The sequence below is a fragment of the Holdemania sp. 1001095H_141210_F2 genome (assembly GCF_015558105.1).
GTDB lineage: Bacteria > Bacillota_I > Bacilli_A > Erysipelotrichales > Erysipelotrichaceae > Holdemania.
In genome coordinates this window covers 14,093-33,559 of record NZ_JADNPO010000036.1, presented here as the reverse complement: position 1 = coordinate 33,559, position 19,467 = coordinate 14,093, and the positions used below count along the sequence as shown (strand labels likewise).

At 51.6% G+C, this 19,467-nt stretch carries 19 protein-coding genes and 1 other annotated feature; of the genes, 18 read left to right on the top strand and 1 reads right to left on the bottom strand.

The features are described from left to right. Nucleotides 1-438: 438 nt before the first annotated feature. From I2G61_RS14810 to I2G61_RS14745, 14 genes are all read left to right on the top strand, one after another. Nucleotides 439-2,208: an oleate hydratase gene (locus I2G61_RS14810; RefSeq protein ID WP_195548411.1), complete on the top strand. Its 1,770-nt coding sequence runs from the start codon at nt 439-441 to the stop codon at nt 2,206-2,208. A 299-nt stretch (nt 2,209-2,507) separates the two neighbouring features. Beyond that, complete coding sequence (locus I2G61_RS14805; protein ID WP_072683441.1) at nt 2,508-2,936, top strand: hypothetical protein; 429 nt, start codon at nt 2,508-2,510, stop codon at nt 2,934-2,936. Beyond that, on the top strand, nt 2,929-3,624 hold the full coding sequence (locus I2G61_RS14800) for a hypothetical protein (RefSeq protein WP_072683440.1): 696 nt from the start codon (nt 2,929-2,931) through the stop codon (nt 3,622-3,624). The genes I2G61_RS14805 and I2G61_RS14800 overlap by 8 nt, the downstream gene beginning before the upstream one ends. Next, nucleotides 3,602-4,594: a LacI family DNA-binding transcriptional regulator gene (locus I2G61_RS14795; RefSeq protein ID WP_006060268.1), complete on the top strand. Its 993-nt coding sequence runs from the start codon at nt 3,602-3,604 to the stop codon at nt 4,592-4,594. The genes I2G61_RS14800 and I2G61_RS14795 overlap by 23 nt, the downstream gene beginning before the upstream one ends. A gap of 35 nt (nt 4,595-4,629) precedes the next feature. Beyond that, nucleotides 4,630-4,834: a binding site (T-box leader), on the top strand. Nucleotides 4,835-4,869: 35 nt separating this feature from the next. After that, entirely contained in the window at nt 4,870-6,096 is a 1,227-nt protein-coding gene (tyrS, locus tag I2G61_RS14790; RefSeq protein ID WP_072683439.1) for a tyrosine--tRNA ligase, read from the top strand. A gap of 182 nt (nt 6,097-6,278) precedes the next feature. Further along, nucleotides 6,279-7,082, top strand: a complete 804-nt coding sequence (locus I2G61_RS14785; protein ID WP_072683438.1) for a dipicolinate synthase subunit DpsA — start codon at nt 6,279-6,281, stop codon at nt 7,080-7,082. Further along, complete coding sequence (locus I2G61_RS14780; protein WP_072683437.1) at nt 7,079-7,657, top strand: dipicolinate synthase subunit B; 579 nt, start codon at nt 7,079-7,081, stop codon at nt 7,655-7,657. The genes I2G61_RS14785 and I2G61_RS14780 overlap by 4 nt, the downstream gene beginning before the upstream one ends. Then, entirely contained in the window at nt 7,654-8,526 is an 873-nt protein-coding gene (dapA, locus tag I2G61_RS14775; protein ID WP_072683436.1) for a 4-hydroxy-tetrahydrodipicolinate synthase, read from the top strand. The genes I2G61_RS14780 and dapA overlap by 4 nt, the downstream gene beginning before the upstream one ends. A gap of 48 nt (nt 8,527-8,574) precedes the next feature. Further along, nucleotides 8,575-8,802, top strand: a complete 228-nt coding sequence (locus tag I2G61_RS14770) for a sporulation protein Cse60 (RefSeq protein WP_072683435.1) — start codon at nt 8,575-8,577, stop codon at nt 8,800-8,802. Next, on the top strand, nt 8,795-8,956 hold the full coding sequence (locus I2G61_RS14765; protein ID WP_072683434.1) for a DUF1540 domain-containing protein: 162 nt from the start codon (nt 8,795-8,797) through the stop codon (nt 8,954-8,956). The genes I2G61_RS14770 and I2G61_RS14765 overlap by 8 nt, the downstream gene beginning before the upstream one ends. 266 nt (nt 8,957-9,222) lie before the next feature. After that, nucleotides 9,223-9,813 carry a hypothetical protein gene (locus I2G61_RS14760; protein ID WP_072683433.1) on the top strand — a complete coding sequence of 197 codons (591 nt, stop codon included), beginning with the start codon at nt 9,223-9,225 and terminating at the stop codon, nt 9,811-9,813. Between the two features lie 2 nt (nt 9,814-9,815). Next, entirely contained in the window at nt 9,816-11,453 is a 1,638-nt protein-coding gene (locus I2G61_RS14755; protein WP_072683432.1) for an oligosaccharide flippase family protein, read from the top strand. Further along, nucleotides 11,453-12,163: a pseudouridine synthase gene (locus I2G61_RS14750; RefSeq protein ID WP_072683640.1), complete on the top strand. Its 711-nt coding sequence runs from the start codon at nt 11,453-11,455 to the stop codon at nt 12,161-12,163. The genes I2G61_RS14755 and I2G61_RS14750 overlap by 1 nt, the downstream gene beginning before the upstream one ends. A gap of 374 nt (nt 12,164-12,537) precedes the next feature. Further along, nucleotides 12,538-13,752, top strand: coding sequence for a WG repeat-containing protein (locus I2G61_RS14745; RefSeq protein WP_072683431.1), 1,215 nt, complete (start codon nt 12,538-12,540; stop codon nt 13,750-13,752). A gap of 62 nt (nt 13,753-13,814) precedes the next feature. Here I2G61_RS14745 and ispH read toward each other — a convergent pair whose 3' ends face one another. Continuing rightward, a complete protein-coding gene (ispH, locus tag I2G61_RS14740) occupies nt 13,815-14,726 on the bottom strand; it encodes a 4-hydroxy-3-methylbut-2-enyl diphosphate reductase (RefSeq protein WP_072683430.1) in 912 nt (303 codons plus the stop codon). Nucleotides 14,727-15,038: 312 nt separating this feature from the next. Between ispH and I2G61_RS14735 the strand changes: the two genes are divergently transcribed. From I2G61_RS14735 to I2G61_RS14720, 4 genes are all read left to right on the top strand, one after another. After that, complete coding sequence (locus I2G61_RS14735) at nt 15,039-16,409, top strand: DEAD/DEAH box helicase (RefSeq protein WP_072683429.1); 1,371 nt, start codon at nt 15,039-15,041, stop codon at nt 16,407-16,409. After that, nucleotides 16,402-17,289 (top strand): deoxyribonuclease IV, encoded by an 888-nt coding sequence (locus I2G61_RS14730; RefSeq protein ID WP_072683428.1) that lies wholly within the window; start codon nt 16,402-16,404, stop codon nt 17,287-17,289. Before I2G61_RS14735 ends, I2G61_RS14730 begins: the two co-directional genes overlap by 8 nt. Before the next feature lie 162 nt (nt 17,290-17,451). After that, on the top strand, nt 17,452-17,901 hold the full coding sequence (locus I2G61_RS14725; protein WP_195397294.1) for a hypothetical protein: 450 nt from the start codon (nt 17,452-17,454) through the stop codon (nt 17,899-17,901). Nucleotides 17,902-18,233: 332 nt separating this feature from the next. Continuing rightward, nucleotides 18,234-19,376, top strand: coding sequence for a transglutaminase domain-containing protein (locus tag I2G61_RS14720; protein WP_195548410.1), 1,143 nt, complete (start codon nt 18,234-18,236; stop codon nt 19,374-19,376). Nucleotides 19,377-19,467 lie beyond the last annotated feature (91 nt).

Below are 19,467 nucleotides of genomic sequence, written 5' to 3'. Positions count from 1 at the left end.
AAATTGAGAACAGATACGATAGAATGAGTAATGGACATAGTGAGATTTCCTTTCTGTAATTTGTGGTGATTTTATTGTAACGGAAATTCTTACCTATGTCTCTTTTTTTATGCTCAAGAAAAAAAGGCTTTGGTTTCCACCAACACCAAAATTTATAGAACCTTTTTTTTGTGCTAACTTTGTTCGGTGTGAAGGAAACGTAAAAAGAGAAGGAGAATAGCCGATTTTGAAAATAGGGAAAGAAACAGAGATGTTTTTCTACAAGCCCGTTCTGACTTTCCTGTTTTTTGACATTTGTTCGTTTTTGGCTAAAATCAGGACAGATTTTTTTGTCTGTCGGAATTTTATACAGGCTCTTGGCGGTGTCTATGGCGGCAGAGGTCAGGAAGAAGTAAGCTGAAGACGGTTAGAAAAAAACAAACAGGAGGAAGATAGAGAATGTATTACAGCAATGGTAACTACGAAGCATTTGCACATCCGCGCAAGCCGGAAGGGGTTGACAACAAGTCCGCGTATCTGGTCGGCTCGGGACTGGCGGCCTTGTCCGCGGCATGTTTCCTGGTCCGCGATGGCCAGATGAAGGGCGAGCACATCCATATTCTTGAGGAAGGCAAGCTGCCCGGCGGCGCCTGCGATGGTATCAAGGATCCGCAGAAGGGCTTCATCATCCGCGGCGGCCGGGAAATGGAAAATCACTTTGAATGTCTGTGGGATCTGTTCCGTTCCATTCCGTCCTTAGAAACCGAAGGCGTTTCCGTACTGGATGAATACTACTGGCTCAACAAGGACGACCCGAACTATTCGCTGATGCGCGCGACGATCAACCGCGGCGAAGATGCGCATACTGACGGCAAATTCGGTCTGAGCGACAAAGCGGCGATGGAGATCATGAAGCTGTTCTTCACGAAGGACGAGGATCTCTATGATAAAAAGATTACCGACGTCTTCGACAACGAATTCTTCTCCAGTAATTTCTGGCTGTACTGGCGCACGATGTTCGCGTTTGAGGACTGGCATTCAGCCCTGGAAATGAAGCTGTATATCCAGCGCTTCATCCATCACGTCGGCGGCCTGCCGGATTTCTCCGCGCTGAAATTTACGAAGTACAATCAGTACGAATCCCTGATCCTGCCGATGGTAAAATATCTGGAAGAGCATCATGTGCAGTTTGACTATGAGACGCGCGTGACCAATGTGGAATTTGAGATCACCGGGGAAAAGAAGGTGGCCCGCCGAATCGTCTGCGTCCGGGAAGGCCGGGAAACTACGATCCCGCTGACGGAAAACGATCTTGTCTTCGTGACCAACGGCAGCTGCACGGAAAATTCCAGTCTGGGCGACAATGACCACGCGCCGCAGTTCAACACTGAAAACGGCGGCTGCTGGCAGCTGTGGCGCAACATCGCGGCGCAGGATCCGGCGTTTGGACATCCGGATAAATTCTGCACGCAGACCGATAAGACCTATTGGGAATCCGCGACCGTCACCACGCTGGATGACCGCATCCCGCCGTATATCCAGAAGATCTGCAAGCGTGATCCGTTCAGCGGCAAGGTCGTCACCGGCGGTATCATCACCGTCAAGGATTCCAACTGGCTGATGAGCTACACGCTGAACCGCCAGCCGCATTTCAAGGATCAGCCGAAGGACCAGCTGGTCGTCTGGGTTTACGGCCTGTTCGGCGATGTTCCGGGCAACTACGTGAAGAAGCCGATGCGCGAGTGCACCGGTACGGAAATCACGGAGGAATGGCTGTATCATCTGGGCGTGCCAGAGGATCAGATTCATGACATGGCGGTTAATTCCGCCCGCTGCATCCCATGCATGATGCCGTATATCACCGCCTTCTTCATGCCGCGCACAGCAGGCGATCGCCCGAAGGTTGTCCCGGAGGGCTGCGTGAACTTTGCATTCATCGGACAGTTTGCCGATACCGTCCGCGATACGGTGTTCACCACGGAATACTCTGTCCGCACCGGCATGGAAGCGGTCTATACGCTCTTAAATGTTGATCGCGGCGTGCCGGAGGTCTTCAACTCGGTGTACGATGTCCGCGTTCTGATGGATTCGACCTATAAGATGCTGGATGGCCGCAAGCTGGAAGACATCAAGGTGCCGTGGCTGGTTCACTGGCTTGAAAAGAAAGGTCTGAAAAAAATCCAGGGCACGGTGATCGAAGAACTGCTGGAAGAATATCATCTGATTTAAATCAATCCGAAACAGCATACAAGATCCTGATTCCAGCGAGTCGGGATCTTTATTATATTGGCTGTTGAGCATGCTTTGACGAAGTTCAAAAAGGGAACGAAACAGGGTAGAAAACAAATCCGTGCAAAAGTTTCGCCGAATCTTCACATTCCGGATATCTGTCGAAACGTGAGAAAAGCCCGTCATTTCCATCTTTTATCAGCTTCAATACAATTTTCTGAACAATCGCAAGGTTAAGCGCTATCAAATTTATTGAAAATCTTTTCATAATTGAGTATAATACACTTGAGGTGATTTTGATGGACGAACTATTGGCGGCCATGTATAAAGTTTCAGTACAGCTGGTCCCGATTCTGGGGGTCGCTGTACTTTGTTTTCTTATTTATTTATTGCGCCATTGCGTCACATTTATTAAGGAATTAACGGTCATGGTTCAGAAGGCGGGTTCCGCGATGGAGGGGGTAGATAAAAGCATTGACAAGCTTCAGGCGCCCTTGGACACAGTGGTCCGGCTATCTTCAACGATTGACCAGGTTCAGGAAAGTGCTGTGGGAGCTGTCAAAAATATGGCTGGTTTTATGGCCGGGAATCTCGACAGCGCCAGGGAGGCGGCCGCCGCGCGCTCAGCGAAGAAGAAACCGGCGCCGCAGCCGGAACCCGCGGCAGTAGTCCCGACGGAAAGCGACGAACCTAAAACTCAGAGTGAAGGAGGAACAGAACATGAGTGACGAAAACAAACGAGTGGACGAAGAAGTGGAAAAAACGGTAGAGGATCTGAAAAAACAGATCGAAGAAATCAACCGTGAGGCGGAAGACGCCGGCAGTCAGCAGTCGTCGGAAGTCAAGGAAAAGATCCAGGCAGCGGCGAAGAAAGCCATCGAAATTCTGAATCAGGGTATCGATCAGCTGAAATTGTTAACGGCTCAGGTTCAGGACAGCGACACCTACCGCAAAACGATGAGCCAGGTCAAAGCCACGACCGATAAGGCCGTAGCGGAATCTCAGCGGCTGTTTAACGACATCAAGACGGATCCGAAGCTGAACAAAGCCGTTGAGGATATCAAAAAATCAGTCAGCGACGTCAGTGAAAAGGTATCCTGCTGCGTTAAGAGCGGACTGGACGAGCTGAAAAACAATGAAGATCTGATGGAAAAAGTCGATCAGATCAAAGACGGCACAGCCGCTCTGGTTGAAAAAGGACAGCGTGCTGTGAAGGACTTTACAAGCAAGCCGGAAGTGCAGCAGAATATTGAAAAAGCCAAGGATGTGACGATCGACGTCGCGGAAAAGACGGTCGACGCGCTGAAAAACTGGTTAAGACCGCAGCCGGCCGCGGAAGCTGAACCGGAAGCCAAACCGGAAAACGAAGAAGAAAAGGAGAACAGTGCAGAGCATGAAGAGAGTAACAATCTATGATGTAGCTAACGAAGCCGGCGTTTCCCTGGCCACGGTATCCCGCGTCATCAACGGGAGCAACGTCGTTAAGGGCGGAACCAAGCAAAAGGTCGAGGAAGCGATTGAAAAACTGGGCTACAAGCCGAACGCGATTGCGCAGGGGCTGGCTCTGCAGAAGACGACGACGATCGCGCTGGTGATTCCGGAGGCCAGCTTCACGTATACCGGCCAGATCATCAACGGACTGTTGGACGTCGCGAAAATCTATAAATACAACATCATGCTTCACACGACGACCGAAGGCATCAACGAGATCAACGATATCATTGAAAATATCATTAAGTCCCGGGTCGACGGCGTCGTCATTTATAACGACAAGCTGATGCGCGAAGAACTGAATACGCTGACCAAATACAACGTACCGATCGTGATTATCGGCAACAAGGTGTCCGACGCCAAGATCAGCTCGGTCTACGTCGACATTGAGAACGCCGTTTATGAGCTGGTCATGAAGTATTTGGAAGGCGGCAAGCGTGACATCGCAATTATTCAGGACCGCAAAAACGGCTATTCCATTGATCAGATGATCAACGGCGCGAAGAAAGCGTATGCAACCAAAGGTCTGGAATTCAACGGCTATCTGGAGATTCCGGGTCAGTACCGCACGTCGTATGACTTCATGAAGGATTATCTGCAGGATCACAAGCATGACCTGATTATCGCCAACCGGGATTCGCAGGCGATCGCAGTCGTCAACGCGGCCAAGGAAAACGGCATCGACATTCCGAAGGAAATGGAAATTGTCTGCGTCATCGACACGAAATACAATTCGATGATGCGGCCGCAGATTTCCAGCTTTGCGATTCCGTCCTATGATCTGGGCGCGGTTTCGATGCGCGTCATGACGAAGATGCTGCAGGAAAATACCGACGATATCGACAAAGAAATTGAATTGAGCTATCTGTTTACACCGCGGCAGTCGACTTTGTGATTGACATCTTCACCGGTCTGCGGCTATAATAGCTCTAACAGGCTGGGAAGAGAAAGAGTAGCCTTGGAATGCTGGAAGAGAGCCTTTGGGTGGTGCGAAAAGGCAGCAGGAAAAGGGGAATACACCTCGGAGCCTCCTATGGCAAAGATAGGACGCGGACTTCGGCGTTATGAAGAAGAGCATATCCTGAGAAACCAAGGGATATGAATTAAGGTGGTACCGCGCAAAGACGTCCTTATGGGGGCGTCTTTTTATTTTGAAGGAGGAAAAATCAAATGGGTATCTATGAAGAACTGGAATGGCGGGGATTGATCAAAGATGTCAGCTCGCCGGAGTTGCGGGAGAAATTGAACGCCGGAGGCATGACGTTTTATATTGGGACAGATCCGACCGGGGATAGTCTGCACATCGGGCATTTCTCATCGTTTCTCATCAGCAAGCGTTTAAAAGACGCCGGACACAATCCAATCTTGTTGGTCGGCGGCGGCACCGGGCTGATCGGCGATCCGAAGCCGGATGCGGAACGGCCGATGGTCACAAAAGAAGAAGTCAATCACAACTATGAATGCCTGAAAAAGCAGGCGGAGAAAGTCTTCGGCTTTGAGGTCGTCAACAATTACGACTGGTACAAGGACATCAACTTCATTGACTTTCTGCGGGATTATGGGAAATACTTCAATATCAATTACATGCTGAACAAGGATATCGTACGCCGCCGTCTGGACGCCGGCATCACCTATACCGAGTTCTCTTACATGTTGATGCAGGCGATGGATTTCTGGTGGCTGCATGAAAATAAGGGCTGCACGCTGCAGGTGGCCGGTCAGGACCAGTGGGGCAACATCACGGCCGGGATTGAGCTGATCCGCAAGAAGACGGGACAGGAAGCTTATGGCTTTACGATGCCGCTGTTGACCAAGTCGGACGGCACGAAGTTCGGCAAGACCAACGGTCATGCGATCTGGCTGGATATCAACAAGACGTCGGCTTATGAAATGTACCAGTTCTTCATCAACTCCGAGGACAGCAAGGTCATTGATTACCTGAAGTTTTTAACTTTCTTAAGCCGGGAGGAAATCGAAGCACTGGAAGAAAAGAACCGGACGGAACCGCATTTACGCGAAGCGCATAAGACGCTGGCGAAGGAAGTCATCACGTTCATCCATGGCGAAGAAGCGTACAACACTGCGATTAAAATCGCGCAGACGCTGTTTGGCGGCAATCTCAGGGATCTGACGGTCGAGGAACTGAAGCAGGGGATTTCCGACATGCCGCGCTTTACGATTGAGGACAAGCAGCCGTTACTGGACGTGCTGGTGGCGAGCGGCATCGCGAAAAGCAAGCGCGAAGGCCGCGAGTGGATCGTGGGCGGTTCCATTCAGGTCAACGGTGAAAAGGTGACGGATCCGATGACGCCGGTCTGCCGCAGCGAGGCATTTAATCAGGAATTTACGATTCTGCGCAAAGGCAAGAAGAACTATTTTGTCTGCGACTTCCAATAATCGCAATCCCGCGCCAAAAAGAGAAGATTGTCATTAAGAACAAGATGGGAAAGGGCGAGCGATCATCGGGCTGAAAAAGCGTTGAAAGATCAGGAAGGGTTTGTTTCCCTCGGCAAGGACCGAAGGGACAGGAACCCTTCTTTTTTTTTGTCATAGAATGGGATACAAGAGGAGGTGCATCCATGAAAGCGGTCGTGTTTGTGAATGACCAGCGAATGGAAATTATCATTCAGCGTTTACGGTCGGCCGGGATTCAGGTCCAGGAAGGCCGGTGTGAAAAAGACATGGAACAGATCGAACGGATGGCGAACAGAATGGATCTGGTCATCCTGCCGATTCAGGGCGTCAGCGACGACGGATTTATCGAACTCAAAAAACGAGGGTATTGCATGAAGGATTTCTTTGCGTCGCTGCGCAAGGAAACGTTGATTTTTACGGGAGTGATCACGCCGTACATTAAGAAGCTGCCGCAGACGGTGATCTCACTTTTAGCACGGGAGGAGGTCGTTGCGGCCAACGCGGCGTTAACGGCGGAGGGAATTTTGGCGATGGTGATCCAGAATACGCCGCGCTCGCTGGCGGAATATCGTTACGATGTGATCGGCTTCGGGCACTGCGGCCGGGCGATTGCCGGACTGTTTCATCAGCTGGGGCTAAAAGTCAGGATTGTTTCCGCGCATGCGCATCCTGAATCCTCGCTGCTGCCGTACGCCTTTATCCCTTTGCAGGAATGGCAGTTTCAGCAGCCGTGGCCGGTCGTGATCAACACCGCGCCCATCGAGGTGATCAGCGAGGCGATGGTGGCCGGCTGGCAGACACAGCCGTTGATCATTGATATCGCTTCGCGGGCGGTCGGCGTCAGCGAACGCGTGTATAAGCGCAAGGATACGCACGTCATCGCCGCGCCGCCGCTGCCGGGGATCGTGGCGTGGCAGAGCGCTGGTGAAATCCTGGCCGACGTGATTTTGAAAGAGGTGAAACGATGAAGCTTCTATGGGGAATGTGCGGATCCTTCTGCAATCATGCCGCAGTCATCGAACAGCTGACGGACATGGTTGAACGCTGGCCTGTTACGATGATTTTAAGCGAGAATACCGCGCGTCTGGATACCCGTTTCGGCACGGCCGCCGCGCGGGTAAAACAGCTGGAGAGTCTGACGGGCAAGCCGGTGATGACGACGCTGCAGGAAGCCGAGCGCACCGGTCCGATCGACCATTTTGACGCGATGGTCATCGCGCCGATAACGGCCACCGAGCTGAACAAGCTGGCGCTGGGAATTTACGATACGCCCGTCACCCTGGCGGCCAAAGCGTTACTGCGCAATCAGAAACCGCTGGTGCTGGGCATTGCGTCCAATGATTTTCTCGGTCTTTCGGGGGTTAACCTGCTGCGACTGAAACAGCTGCGGCATCTGTTTTTCGTGCCGTTTGGACAGGATGACTACGTGCATAAACCGAACAGTCTGGTCAGCGACTGGCGCTTGATCGAAGCCACGCTGCAGGCCGCGCTGGAAGACCGCCAGATTCAGCCGCTGTTATTGGAAGGGAAGGGATCACAATGAAGCTGGGCCATTGCATGACGGCGCTGATCACGCCGATGACGGAATCCGGGGAGGTTGATTTAACCGCGTTAAGCAACCTCGTCGAAAAGCTGATCGCGGAGGGCTGCGACGGGTTTGTCGTATGCGGAACGACGGCGGAGGCCAGCGCCTTAACCCGGGAAGAAAAACAACAGGTGCTGCGCTGCGTGCTGAAGCAGAGTGATCGGCGGGTTTGCGTCTGGATGGGATGCGGGACCAACAACACTGCAGAGACGCTGGATCTCATCCGCTGGGTCAATACGGAACCGGTCGACGGGATCATGCTTGTGTGTCCGTATTATGTCCGGCCGTCCCAGCAGGGGTTATACGCCCATTTCGCGGCGTGCGCCCGCGTCAGTGAGAAACCGCTCATGCTTTACAATGTACCCAAGCGCTCCGGCGTGGCGTTAAGCGCGGAAACCGTGATCCGTCTGGCTCAGGATTATCCCCAGATCCGGGCTTTGAAGCAGGCGTGCCACGACATGGAGATGGTCAGGGCAATCTTGATGGCCAATGATCAGGTGCAGATTCTCAGCGGGGAAGACGGCTACTTTCTGGAAGGCTTGCGCGAGGGGATCAGCGGGATCGTTTCGGTCGCCGGTCATTGCGTCATGGGGATGATCGTCAAGATCTGGGAAGATTACCAATACGGCGTGGAGAACACCGAACTGGATCAGTGCCTGAAGCAGGTCAGCAATCAGATCTTCAAAGTTTCCTCGCCTTCAGATATCAAAGCGATGCTCGCGCTGCAGGGCTGGTGCACAGACGTAGTGCGGCTGCCGTTAGTGCCGCTGGATCCGTCGGAAAAACAGGCGCTGCATGATTTTATGCAGCAGCACGCCCTGCTTTAGACAAATTTCGCCCAGGGCCTGCGGGTATGCTGAAGCAGGGTGAGAAACATGATCCAGGTGAAAGTCTTTGACGAGCAGCATGAGGATGACCTGACCGACAGCCTGAACGAATTTCTGGCGGAGCTGAGTGAAAACGACGTCCTGTCGGTCCAGCTGGCAACCTCGCATTTCTCCGTGATACCCGAACAGCTGTACAGCTTCAGCGGGATGATCGTCTACCGGATAAAATCGGCGGAAACGGGAAGGATAAATGCGGGAGGCGATGACGATGAATAAGAACCGGATCGGGTGCAACGTCAAGACCTGCGTATACAACACGCAATGCGAATGCACCGCTGAAAAGATTGAAGTTGGCTGCGACGAATGCATTCAGCCATGCTGCGATCATGAAACGCTGTGCCGGACCTTCAAGAAAAAGGCCGAGCGCTAAAGCAAAGGAGAAACTGATTCTTCCACAGGCTGCTGGGGAAAAGAAGCAGTTTCTTTTTCTTTCCATCTTGCGAAGTGAAAAGACCATCAGGGAGAAAGTCGTTCCCCAGGGTCGTCTATCTGCTTCAGTTTTTCTCTTTGAGGGTTGTATTAAGTCAGGACTTTGAAGCGCGGCCGGACGAATTTTGGCGGGATGGAGACAAAAGCGGGAATTAATCCTTTTGTAAGCTTAACGTCTTATGTTATAATACTCTGGAGGTGTTGTTTATGCGCAGACAGATACTTTGCCTGATGGCCGCTGCCTTGTTTGTGATCGGCGGTTGTTCTAAAAAGGATCCGAATCAAATCAGTACGGAAAAAATGCAGCTGTATACTGCTTACTATAAATCCATTATGGAGATGGACCGATTTCAGGAAAAATCGGATTTTTATGATCTCGAAGTCGTCATGAACCAGCTTCCTGACGGTACTTACCGGTATTATGTCATTCTCGATAATCCGCAGGTCGCCATGGTTGACGTGGAGATGCTGGTGATCGACGAGGCGGTGGATTATTCCCAAACCGCAGTGATCGCGCCGTCGGTCGGCTTGTTGGAAAATGAAGAATATTCGCTGATTCCCCATCAGGTCTATCCCAAGCTGGGCTATGTGAAGGGCTTGATGGCCAGCGGAGAGAGTGCTTCGCCGACTGTGAATTTGAATGTGCTGGTGCTGTGGAAGGATTACGCCAAATTGAAGGAAACTCGTGAATACCTGCAGCTGACAGGGGATTTTGAAAATCAGAACGAAACCCCGCAGCCAGAGCCGGAAGAGACGCACGACGATCTGCCGGCGGAGGATGAGGACGACAGTGAGTAATCATGACCAAGGGTAAAAAACAATCGTTGATCGCCGGGGCGTTAACCAGCTCGGCCGGGATCTTTATTTCCAAAGCACTGGGACTTCTTTATGTCGTCCCGTTTACAGCGATCGCCGGGGAAGCGAATATGTCGTTTTACAGCGTCGCCTATACGTATTACGATATCCTGTTAAGTATCTGTTCAGCCGGGATTCCATTTGCGGTCGCGGCGATGGTCGCAAAATATTCCAATAATGAGGATTATAAAACCGTCATTCTGGTGCGCAAGCTGTCGATGGCGCTGATGCTTTTAAGCGGATTTGTCATGGCGGTCTTGTTCATCATGGTATCCGGGCCGCTGGCGGCTTCGGTGCTGGGGGCGAAGAAAACCCCGGAGGATGTCGCAATTCTGCGCAATGTCTTCATGATCCTGTCGCTGGCTGTTGTCTGCGTGCCATTTCTCAGCTCATTCCGCGGGTTTTACCAGGGTTTAAAAGATTTGAAATCTTACGCGTTCTCGCAGGTGCTGGAACAGCTGACCCGGGTTGTTTCCCTCCTGGCGCTGGGTGCTTTTTTTGTTTATATTCTGGATATGAACAATATTTTCGCCGTATATATGGCGGTGTTGTCCACTTCGCTGGCGGCGATCGCGGCGATCGCGTATTACCTGATCTACGACCGCAAGCATTACCAGCCGATCAAGGAGCTGGCGCGGCATCAGACAAGCCGGCCGAAGGAAGTCGGCGAGCTGTTTCAGGAGCTGCTTCTGTTTGGCTTACCGTATCTGATCACGGCGTTATTGGGTAACAGTATGAATATTGTCAACAATAACTTTTTTATCAATACGGCGACGTCCGCCGGAAGCAGTTATGAGGACGCCAAGCTGGCGCTGGGCATCATTCAGGTGCAGTGCAACAAGCTGACCTCGATTCCGCAGGTGCTGGCTTTAGGCTTTTCGACCGGGATTGTTCCGTATGTTACAATTTCGCTGGAAAACCGCAACTTTAAAGAACTGCGGCGGAATGTTCTGGATTGTCTGGACACCGTTTTGTATATCGGCGCGCCGCTGTGCTTCTGCCTGTTCGCGCTGGCTTCGCCGATCTATTACATCATGTATGGCAAAGGAAATCTCAGCCTGGGCAGCGAAATGCTGGCATGGAGCTCATTATTGGCGTTAACCGGCACTTTGTCGCCGATTTGCAGCTCGTTAATGATGTCGCTGCGCTTTCGCCGCCAGAGCATCCTGTATCTGATCATCGGCTTTGTCGTCAAGCTGATCACGTTCTTTCCGTTAGTGAAATATACCGGCTTCAGCGGCGCGATCACCTCGAGCGTCGTGACGTCGCTGGTCATCATTTTCCTGAACCTGAATCTGATCAAGAAGAAATACAAAGTCCAGTATGCGCGTGTCTGGCGGCGCTTGGGCGCGATTGCGATCGGCTTGATCGCGATGAACGGCTGTTTTGTTCTGCTGCGCTGGGTAGGGTTGACCGTGGTGAACACATCCCGGGTCGTCGGCGTATTGCAGTTAGCGGCCTATGGCATTTTGGGCATGTTGACATACGTCATCACAACGGCGTTCTTCCGGCTGCCGCAGCATCTGTTCCACATGAGCCTGCCGGCGATGGTCCGTCGGATGACAAGGCGGTTTGTGCGATGATGCGGCTGGATAAATTCCTGGCGCATGCCGGCTTCGGCACCCGCAAAGAGGTTAAGGAGCTGGTCCGTAAGGGCCGGGTTGTGGTCAATGGCCAGCGGGTAAAAAAGGATGATCAGAAAATTGACGAACGGCAGGATCAGATCCAGGTCGACGGCCGGATCGTCACTTATGAAACCGAAGTTTACATCATGCTGAACAAACCGCAGGGGGTCATCAGCGCTACGGAGGACAGCCGTTATGAAACCGTGCTGGATTGTCTGAAAACGAACCGCTCCGACTTATTTCCGGTCGGGCGGCTGGATATTGATACCGAAGGTTTGCTGCTGATCACCAACGACGGCGCTTTGGCGCATGATCTGCTTTCGCCGAAAAAGCATGTCGATAAGACTTATGAGGTGCATTTGGAAAGACCCTGGGATCCGCAGTATGAAGCGGCCATCCAAACGGGAATCCGGATCAGCGATGAGGAAGTCTGCCTTCCGGCGACGCTTCGGCAGACGGCAAAGCACATCATTCTGCTGACAATTCAGGAAGGTAAATTTCATCAGGTGAAACGGATGATGCACGCCTGCGATAACGAGGTCGTATATTTAAAACGGCTGACGATGGGCCCGCTGAAGCTGGATGAAACGCTGCAGCCGGGAGCGTGGCGGAACTGTACGCCGCAGGAAATCGAAGCCTTGAAAAAACATAAAAAAGCAGAACAGTAAAAGGGACCGGAGAACAATTCCAGTCCTTTTCTTGTCCTCGTTGAATCAGCGCTGAAGCCTTTGCCCAATTCATTTTTCAACACGAACCAGCTGAATTGAATCGTTGTGCGCACGTCCATCCGTGAGGACTCAGGCTCAATTTTCCTGAACGAGGCAGAGAAATTCCTAACCGCAACATTTGTGGAAACTTGTGTGATCCGTCAACAAATTAACGTTTTGACATCCTGCTGTCGTTTATCCTGGCAGACGGTAGGGAATAAGGCCCCGTCGATCTCATGACAACGCCATTTCTTACATTTCCATGAAATTGTGAATCGAATTATTTATAATCCTGATCGTTTCTTTATAATAGAAGAAAAGGAAGGAGAAAAACGATGCGGCGATTCAGTCTGTTGATCTTGGGATTATTTTTAATGATTGGCTGCAGCACAAAGACTAAACCACAAAGTTCCTCCACGTTCAAACCCAAGACGATACCCTGCGTGGAAGCAACACCGGCGTCCACCCCGGCGGTGGAAGGTGAAATTGAAGTGGCTCTGTATTCTACCACGGCGGGTTCTCGCTATTTAGAAGATAATATTTACTATGTCGTGGAGGGCGATGATCGCCTGAAGACAGGTTCCTTAGTAATTCTAAGAGGTCGGCAAGAGATTGAACAGGCAGCACTGCGCGTTATTTATCAGCCTGAATTTAACTATGAGAATGATCTTGTAGTCTTGAATGACTACGAGATTGAAGCCATGGAACCCGTTTACCCGGACCGTGATCTGCTTACTGAGATCAGTTTTGATGCGATTTATCCTTTGATCCAGCAATTTCCTCAGTCGGAGGCTGAATTGGAGCTTGTTGAGGGATACTTCATCCTGGAAAAAGCTGGCCTGTGGGGAGTAGCCGGCCCTCATGAAGAGGTGATCGTCCCAATCACAGGCCGCCGGGCGCCTGTTTTAGACAGTCTTGACTTGCATTGCGACGCTCAGGCTTATGATTTTTCACTGTTGCTTGACACGCCCTATCATCTCTGTTGGGGTGAACATGGGATCAGTGCGAAAGCGATCTATGGCGATGTGGCCACCGGCACTGCATACTTGGTGCAGTATGGCCATGATGGGCCGGGCATCTTTCATCCCTTCGACGGGTCGCGGATGAGCGGCGAGCTGGGCTTGTATCACGCTGTCAGCGGCTACTCTGAAACGCCGGAGGGCCTGCCCGAATATGAATGGCTGGATCGCGTCGGCGTCGTGAACCAGAAAGGCGAGCTGATCACCGGAGCAATCTATGATCAAGGTCTGGCGATCAATGGTGATCTGATTCCGGTGGCGCGGGATGGCTTATGGGGGTATGTCAATGCCGCGGGAGAAGAAATTATTCCATGCCAATATTTGGCGCCGCTGCCAATCGATCCGGATCGTGATCGCTGGGCGGCGTATCCTTTGGATCATGGACGAATCGTTGCGCAGGATCAAAGCGGCCGCTATGGCGTGTTGGGGATGGATGGTTCGATTTTGATTCCGTTTGAATATGATTTTGCCGCGCCGTTTTATGACGGTCAGATTTTGCTGGAAAAGGCAGGTGAGCGCACGATCCAGTGATTCGCGGAAAGGTTGACTGCCCGCGTAAACGAAAAAGCAACGCCGTGAAAACGGCGTTGTCTTTATAACAGATGATCCAGTTCAATGGCCGGATATTCCGGGGTGTTGCCTTGCGCAGCTTCGTTGAGATAGCCGATTACCTGCTGCGTCAGGTAGGTCGGAGTTGAAGCGCCGCTGGTCACGGCGATGCGCTCGCGGCCCAGGTAGTCCTGCGGCTTCAGCTGCCGCACGGTTTCGATCAGCAGCACCTCCGGGATTCCGCTTTGAATCGCAATGTCCTTCAGTTTGTTGGAATTGTTGGACTGCGGATCGCCGACGACGATCAACAGGTCGACGTTTTTTAGCTTCTGGATCGCTTCCTGACGAATCCGGGTAGCGTTGCAGATCTCTCTTTCAAAGCGGGCATGCGGATAACGTGCGCGGATCTGATCCATCAGCCGGCCGATTTCCAGAACGCTCATCGTCGTCTGGTTGGTGACCAGAATTTTGGGATTGTCAAGGGAGAGGGCGGCTAACGAATCCAGATCATACACCGGATGCACGCGCGGGCTGATCGCCAGCACGGCCTCCGCCTCCGGATGATTGCGCTTGCCGATATACAGCACATCCGCACCCTCGGCAATCGCCTGACGGACTAAGCGCTGGGTTTCCTTGACGTCGGAACAGGAAGCGTCGACGCAGATCAATCCTTTTTGCCGCGCTTTCTTGGCGACTTCCTCGCTGATCCCATGGGCCGTAAAGATCACGATGCCTTCGTTTACTTCATCCAGCAGCTCCAGCCGGGTTTTGCCTGCCTGTTCCACGCAGCGGATATGATCGAGCTGCAGGGCGTCGACGACATAGCGGTTATGCACGATCATACCGAGCATCGTAATCGGCACGCCCGGATTTTCCCGCGCTGTTTTGCGGGCCAGCGCGATGGCCTGCGTAACCCCTTTGCAATAACCGCGGGGAATGACGGGGATGATTTCCATAAATGAAACACTCCTTTTTCCTGAAATCATTATACCGTGAACGCCGATTTGTGCGCAAGTGAAATAAAATCCAGCGAGTCCGTCGAAAAAACCGTAAGATGCTCTCCTTCAGGCGGATTGTTCTGAAAAAATAAACAAATTGACTTGAAAACGGGAAGACTGGGCAAGATCATGGAAAAAGATGCAGGAAAAGCGGTGTGAGAATTGCATAAAAAGCTTAAAATCTGTATAATTGATGGGCAAAGTGAGAAGTTTAACGATCGGAACCGATTCGATAATAAACAAGTTTTCACCCCGTAAAGGAGGATTTTTATGACACAATTCAACGACTTCGCGTTGCGTGAGAGCACGCAGAAATTGATCAAGCTGGAAGGCTTTCAAGAACCGACAGCGATTCAGGCCGCCGTCATCCCGGTCGCGTTAAAAGGCCGGGACATCATCGGCATTTCTGAAACCGGCACCGGCAAGACCCATGCTTTTCTGATTCCGCTGATGGAAAAAATCAAACCTGAGCTGCCGCAGGTTCAGGCCGTCATTACCGCGCCGACCCGCGAGCTGGCCATGCAGATCTACAACCGGGCCAAAACGATGACGCAGGCGGATCCAAGGCTGCGTGTACGGCTGATTACCGGCGGGCTGGACCGGGAAAAAATGGCGGATTCCGTGAAGACCCAGCCGCATTTGGTCATCGGCACGCCGGGCCGGATCAAGGATTTATTTTTGGATCAGGAAGTATTGCGGGTCGATACCGCTTCGATCCTGATTGTCGATGAAGCGGATATGACGCTGGAATTCGGCTTTCTGGAGGATATCGACGCAATCGCTTCCCGAATGGGGAATCATTTACAGATGATGGCGTTCAGCGCGACGATTCCCCAAGGTCTCAAGCCGTTCTTAAAGAAGTATATGCAGACGCCGCAGACGATCAAAATCGAGCAGGAAACGAAAATGGATCCGAAGATTGAGCACATTCTGGTTCCATGCAAGCATCGCAGCTATGCCGAAACGCTGCTGCAGATTTTACCGGGCTTTATGCCGTATGTCTGCCTGATTTTCGCGAATACCCGCGAAGAAGCAGCTGCGACCGCCAACGCCTTGCGCGAGGCGGATGTGCCGGTGATCGAAATCCACGGCGGTCTGCAGCCGCGTCAGCGCCGGCAGGCGATGAAGCAGCTGGAACAGGCGGATCACCGCTACATCGTGGCAACGGATATCGCCGCGCGCGGAATTGACATCGACGGGATTACGCATGTTGTTTCGCTGGGATTCCCGAACGAACTGGATTTTTATATCCACCGTGCGGGCCGGACCGGCCGGGCAGGCCGTGAGGGAACGTGCTTCGCGTTATATCAGGAACAGGATGAACGTGCAATTCGATCCTTGAAAGAACGCGGCGTGCATTTTGAAGTCCGCTCGTTTAAAAACGGCGCGTGGCAGGCGCAGCGGCAGGCCGATCGCCGCAGAATGTCGCCGGGGCAGCAGCGCGAAAAGGAAATCGCACGGTCGCTGAACCGGAAGAAGGAAAAGGTCAAACCGGGATATAAGAAGAAAAAGGCCGCTTTAGTCAAGCAGATCCAGCGCAAGGAACGCCGGGCGATGATCCAGAGCGAAATCCAGGCACAGCGCAAGGAACGCTACAAGGCGCTGCAGCGCCAGAAACGACAGGAGGGAAGCGATGAATAAGATCGGCTGTCATGTTTCGATGAAAGCGCCGGACTATTTTGCGGGCGCGGTCAAAGAAGCGTTGTCTTACAAAGCCAATGCTTTGATGATTTATACCGGGCCGCCGCAGAACACTCTGCGCAAGCCGGTGGAACAGCTGCGGATTGAAGAAGCACAGAGTTTGTTAAAGGAACACGGGATTCCGTTAGAAAACGTGATCGTGCACGCGCCCTATATCATCAATCTGGGCAACGTTCAGAATCCGGATACCTTTGAATTGGGCGTCCGCTTCCTGAAGCAGGAACTGGCCCGGACGGCGGCAATCGGCGCGCGGTATCTTGTTCTGCATCCCGGCAGCAGCGTCAAGGCGACGGCGGAAGAAGGTCTGGCGCAGATCATCGAAGGTTTGAATCAGGCGCTCGCTCAGGATGATCACGATATGCTGATCTGTCTGGAAACAATGGCGGGCAAGGGCAGTGAGCTGGGCTGGAACTTTGAACAGCTAAAGGCGATGCGCGAGGGTGTGATGAAGAAAGAGCGGATCGCGTTCTGTCTGGATACCTGTCATATCCATGATGCCGGCTACCCGGTGGCTGAGCTGGATACAGTGTTAAAGCAATGGGACGACATGATCGGGCTGTCCTTATTAAAGGTCATCCATCTCAATGATTCCAAAAACGTCCGCGGTGCACGCAAGGACCGCCACGCCAATTTAGGTCATGGTGAAATCGGTTTTGATTCGCTGTACCGGGTATTTGCGGATCCGCGGCTGGGGGATGTCGTTAAAATTCTGGAGACGCCGTATGTCGACGATCACGCGCCGTATGGGCTGGAAATCGAAATGCTGCGAAGCGGCGCTTTCGATCCCCGGAAGCTGGATTGCCTGAAAGCGGAAAAATAGCTTGAGGGAAATCTGATAAAATTGAATCCATGGTAGGGCATGGCCTTTTGCGGGCTATGCCTTTTATCGTTGAAATTCAGGCTGGGGAAAAACTATTTCCGTCCTTTGAAAATTATAGTAGAATAAAAGCGCAGGATAAAAGCAAACAGGGAGGAATAAAAAGTGGATATAACGATCAGCCGTCAACATGTTTGTATGGGAGATGACGCCGACGATCATACCCTTACCTACACGATCGACGCCTCTACGAAGTTCAGCGAACTTTTTCTGGAACTCATAAAGCAAAAATATTTTCCGAACGTTTCCGGCGGCGACGGGGTTTGGACATTATTTTGTGGTCAGGATGATCTGATGACATGGAAAATAAAAGAGAATCAACTGTATAGTCGTTTTGTTGACGAAGAACCGACCATCCTTAGCGGGAAGCGCTGGACCACCGCGGTTGTCAATTTCAAATACTGCCCTTCCGGCTTGGAAAGAGCACGGCAGATTTTCACTCAGTTTGACGGTTTGAAATTTCATATCTGGCACGAAGGGTTTATGCCGGAATATGAAAGCTATCATATTTCACAGGCTATGGAAAACGAATGGCGGAAAACACTTGCAAAGTAATCTTTCCTGATTGAGCGGTTAAAATTGGAAAAAAAGAACCATACTCGCGCGGATGATTCGAGGATGCGCCGAGTAAAGAAATCTGGAATTCTTTCACTTCAGATGACGGACTGTTCGCTGTTTGCGAATGGTTCGTTTTTTTGTTATCTTCCTTTTTAGAAGCCGGGATCAACTGTTTCCAATCCTTCCTGATTGAGCGTCACTTTCGCGGGGATTCTGGTTGTCAGATAAAGTCGGATCAAGTCGTTCTTGTCTTTTTGAATTTTTAATGATACTGTATTATTATAAATAGTACAGATTGTTTAAAATCAAAATGAATGGGGGAAATCGAAATGATAAAAACAATCAAAATCATGCTTGGTTTACTCTGCCTGCTGAGCGGCTGCGCGGTAAAAACAACTGTGTCTGAATCCCTGGAATCCCTGCCGATTGGATTTTATGAAGGCAGCGGGTTTTTCATCGACCATGACCGGCGGCTGGTTCTGATCAACACCGGCCGGGGTTGGCTGGGCCAGATCGGCGTGCAATCACCGCTTCAAAGATTGGAGGAAGAGGCGGGAAAGCTCCTGTTCACTTATGAAAATGAACCGTTTACGCTGACCCTCTCCCAGGGAGAGGACGGCTATCAGGGAAGTCTGAATAACAATGGGCAGACACTGGACGTAACGCTGAAATGGAATGAACCCGAAGCCGACGACCTGTTAAATTTCAGCCTCAATGCTTCAACCCGGGAGCGGTTGGAACTGTTGGTAAAATATCAGGACTATGCGCCTGACGGCAAAGTCCCGGCCTATCAATTTGAGCTGGGAAAAGATTCGCAGGCAGCATCGTGGCTGGACAAACATCATCTGGATGAGGTTTTGGGCGGAAAAACTGACGTGGAGCTGATGAAAGCCGGATTGTTCTGGGTCTGCGAGGAATATGATCACAGTTCTTATTCGCAATACCGCGGCGATATTGCGTTTGACAGCGTCGGCGTCTATGGCGACGAGGGAGGCGGCTTGAATTGCAACAACCTTTCGGTGCTGTTAAGCGGGATCCTGCGCAGCTATGGGGTGAAGGCGGTGCCGGTCTGGTGTCTTTCGGCAAGTCAATGGGATCAGGAGTGTCATGTCGTCGTGCAGGCGTACAGCGAACAGCTGGATCAGTGGATCTTCCTGGATCCGACCTACAATTTAATGTTAATGGACGAACAGGGAAATTATATCGATGTGGAAGCGCTGCGCCCGGCCTTGATCGAAGGGCGTCCGCTGACCGCGAATCCGGAAGCGAACTATAATGGCGAGGCGTTTGTTTTAGACGACTACCGCGATTATATGACAAAGAATACATTCCGTTTCGAACGTCCGGCAGTCTGCGGACGTGAAATCAGCGATTTTGTTTATCTGATTCCTGTAAATACGCAGTTATCGACTTCCCGCATGTTTACGACTGACTGGGATGCGTTCTGGGCAACGTCGGGAAAGGACGCTTAACAAAAAGCTTTGATCGCAGCGCGGCGCGAGGGGAAGTGATAAAAATCTCCGCTTTGAAAGACGTTGAAATTGATTTTGTGATAAACTTAAA

Coding starts and splice junctions, on each gene's coding strand:
- I2G61_RS14810 (WP_195548411.1), top strand. CDS start 439: ATGTATTACAGCAATGGTAACTACGAAGCATTTGCACATCCGCGCAAG.
- I2G61_RS14805 (WP_072683441.1), top strand. CDS start 2,508: ATGGACGAACTATTGGCGGCCATGTATAAAGTTTCAGTACAGCTGGTC.
- I2G61_RS14800 (WP_072683440.1), top strand. CDS start 2,929: ATGAGTGACGAAAACAAACGAGTGGACGAAGAAGTGGAAAAAACGGTA.
- I2G61_RS14795 (WP_006060268.1), top strand. CDS start 3,602: ATGAAGAGAGTAACAATCTATGATGTAGCTAACGAAGCCGGCGTTTCC.
- tyrS (WP_072683439.1), top strand. CDS start 4,870: ATGGGTATCTATGAAGAACTGGAATGGCGGGGATTGATCAAAGATGTC.
- I2G61_RS14785 (WP_072683438.1), top strand. CDS start 6,279: ATGAAAGCGGTCGTGTTTGTGAATGACCAGCGAATGGAAATTATCATT.
- I2G61_RS14780 (WP_072683437.1), top strand. CDS start 7,079: ATGAAGCTTCTATGGGGAATGTGCGGATCCTTCTGCAATCATGCCGCA.
- dapA (WP_072683436.1), top strand. CDS start 7,654: ATGAAGCTGGGCCATTGCATGACGGCGCTGATCACGCCGATGACGGAA.
- I2G61_RS14770 (WP_072683435.1), top strand. CDS start 8,575: ATGATCCAGGTGAAAGTCTTTGACGAGCAGCATGAGGATGACCTGACC.
- I2G61_RS14765 (WP_072683434.1), top strand. CDS start 8,795: ATGAATAAGAACCGGATCGGGTGCAACGTCAAGACCTGCGTATACAAC.
- I2G61_RS14760 (WP_072683433.1), top strand. CDS start 9,223: ATGCGCAGACAGATACTTTGCCTGATGGCCGCTGCCTTGTTTGTGATC.
- I2G61_RS14755 (WP_072683432.1), top strand. CDS start 9,816: ATGACCAAGGGTAAAAAACAATCGTTGATCGCCGGGGCGTTAACCAGC.
- I2G61_RS14750 (WP_072683640.1), top strand. CDS start 11,453: ATGCGGCTGGATAAATTCCTGGCGCATGCCGGCTTCGGCACCCGCAAA.
- I2G61_RS14745 (WP_072683431.1), top strand. CDS start 12,538: ATGCGGCGATTCAGTCTGTTGATCTTGGGATTATTTTTAATGATTGGC.
- ispH (WP_072683430.1), bottom strand. CDS start 14,726: ATGGAAATCATCCCCGTCATTCCCCGCGGTTATTGCAAAGGGGTTACG.
- I2G61_RS14735 (WP_072683429.1), top strand. CDS start 15,039: ATGACACAATTCAACGACTTCGCGTTGCGTGAGAGCACGCAGAAATTG.
- I2G61_RS14730 (WP_072683428.1), top strand. CDS start 16,402: ATGAATAAGATCGGCTGTCATGTTTCGATGAAAGCGCCGGACTATTTT.
- I2G61_RS14720 (WP_195548410.1), top strand. CDS start 18,234: ATGATAAAAACAATCAAAATCATGCTTGGTTTACTCTGCCTGCTGAGC.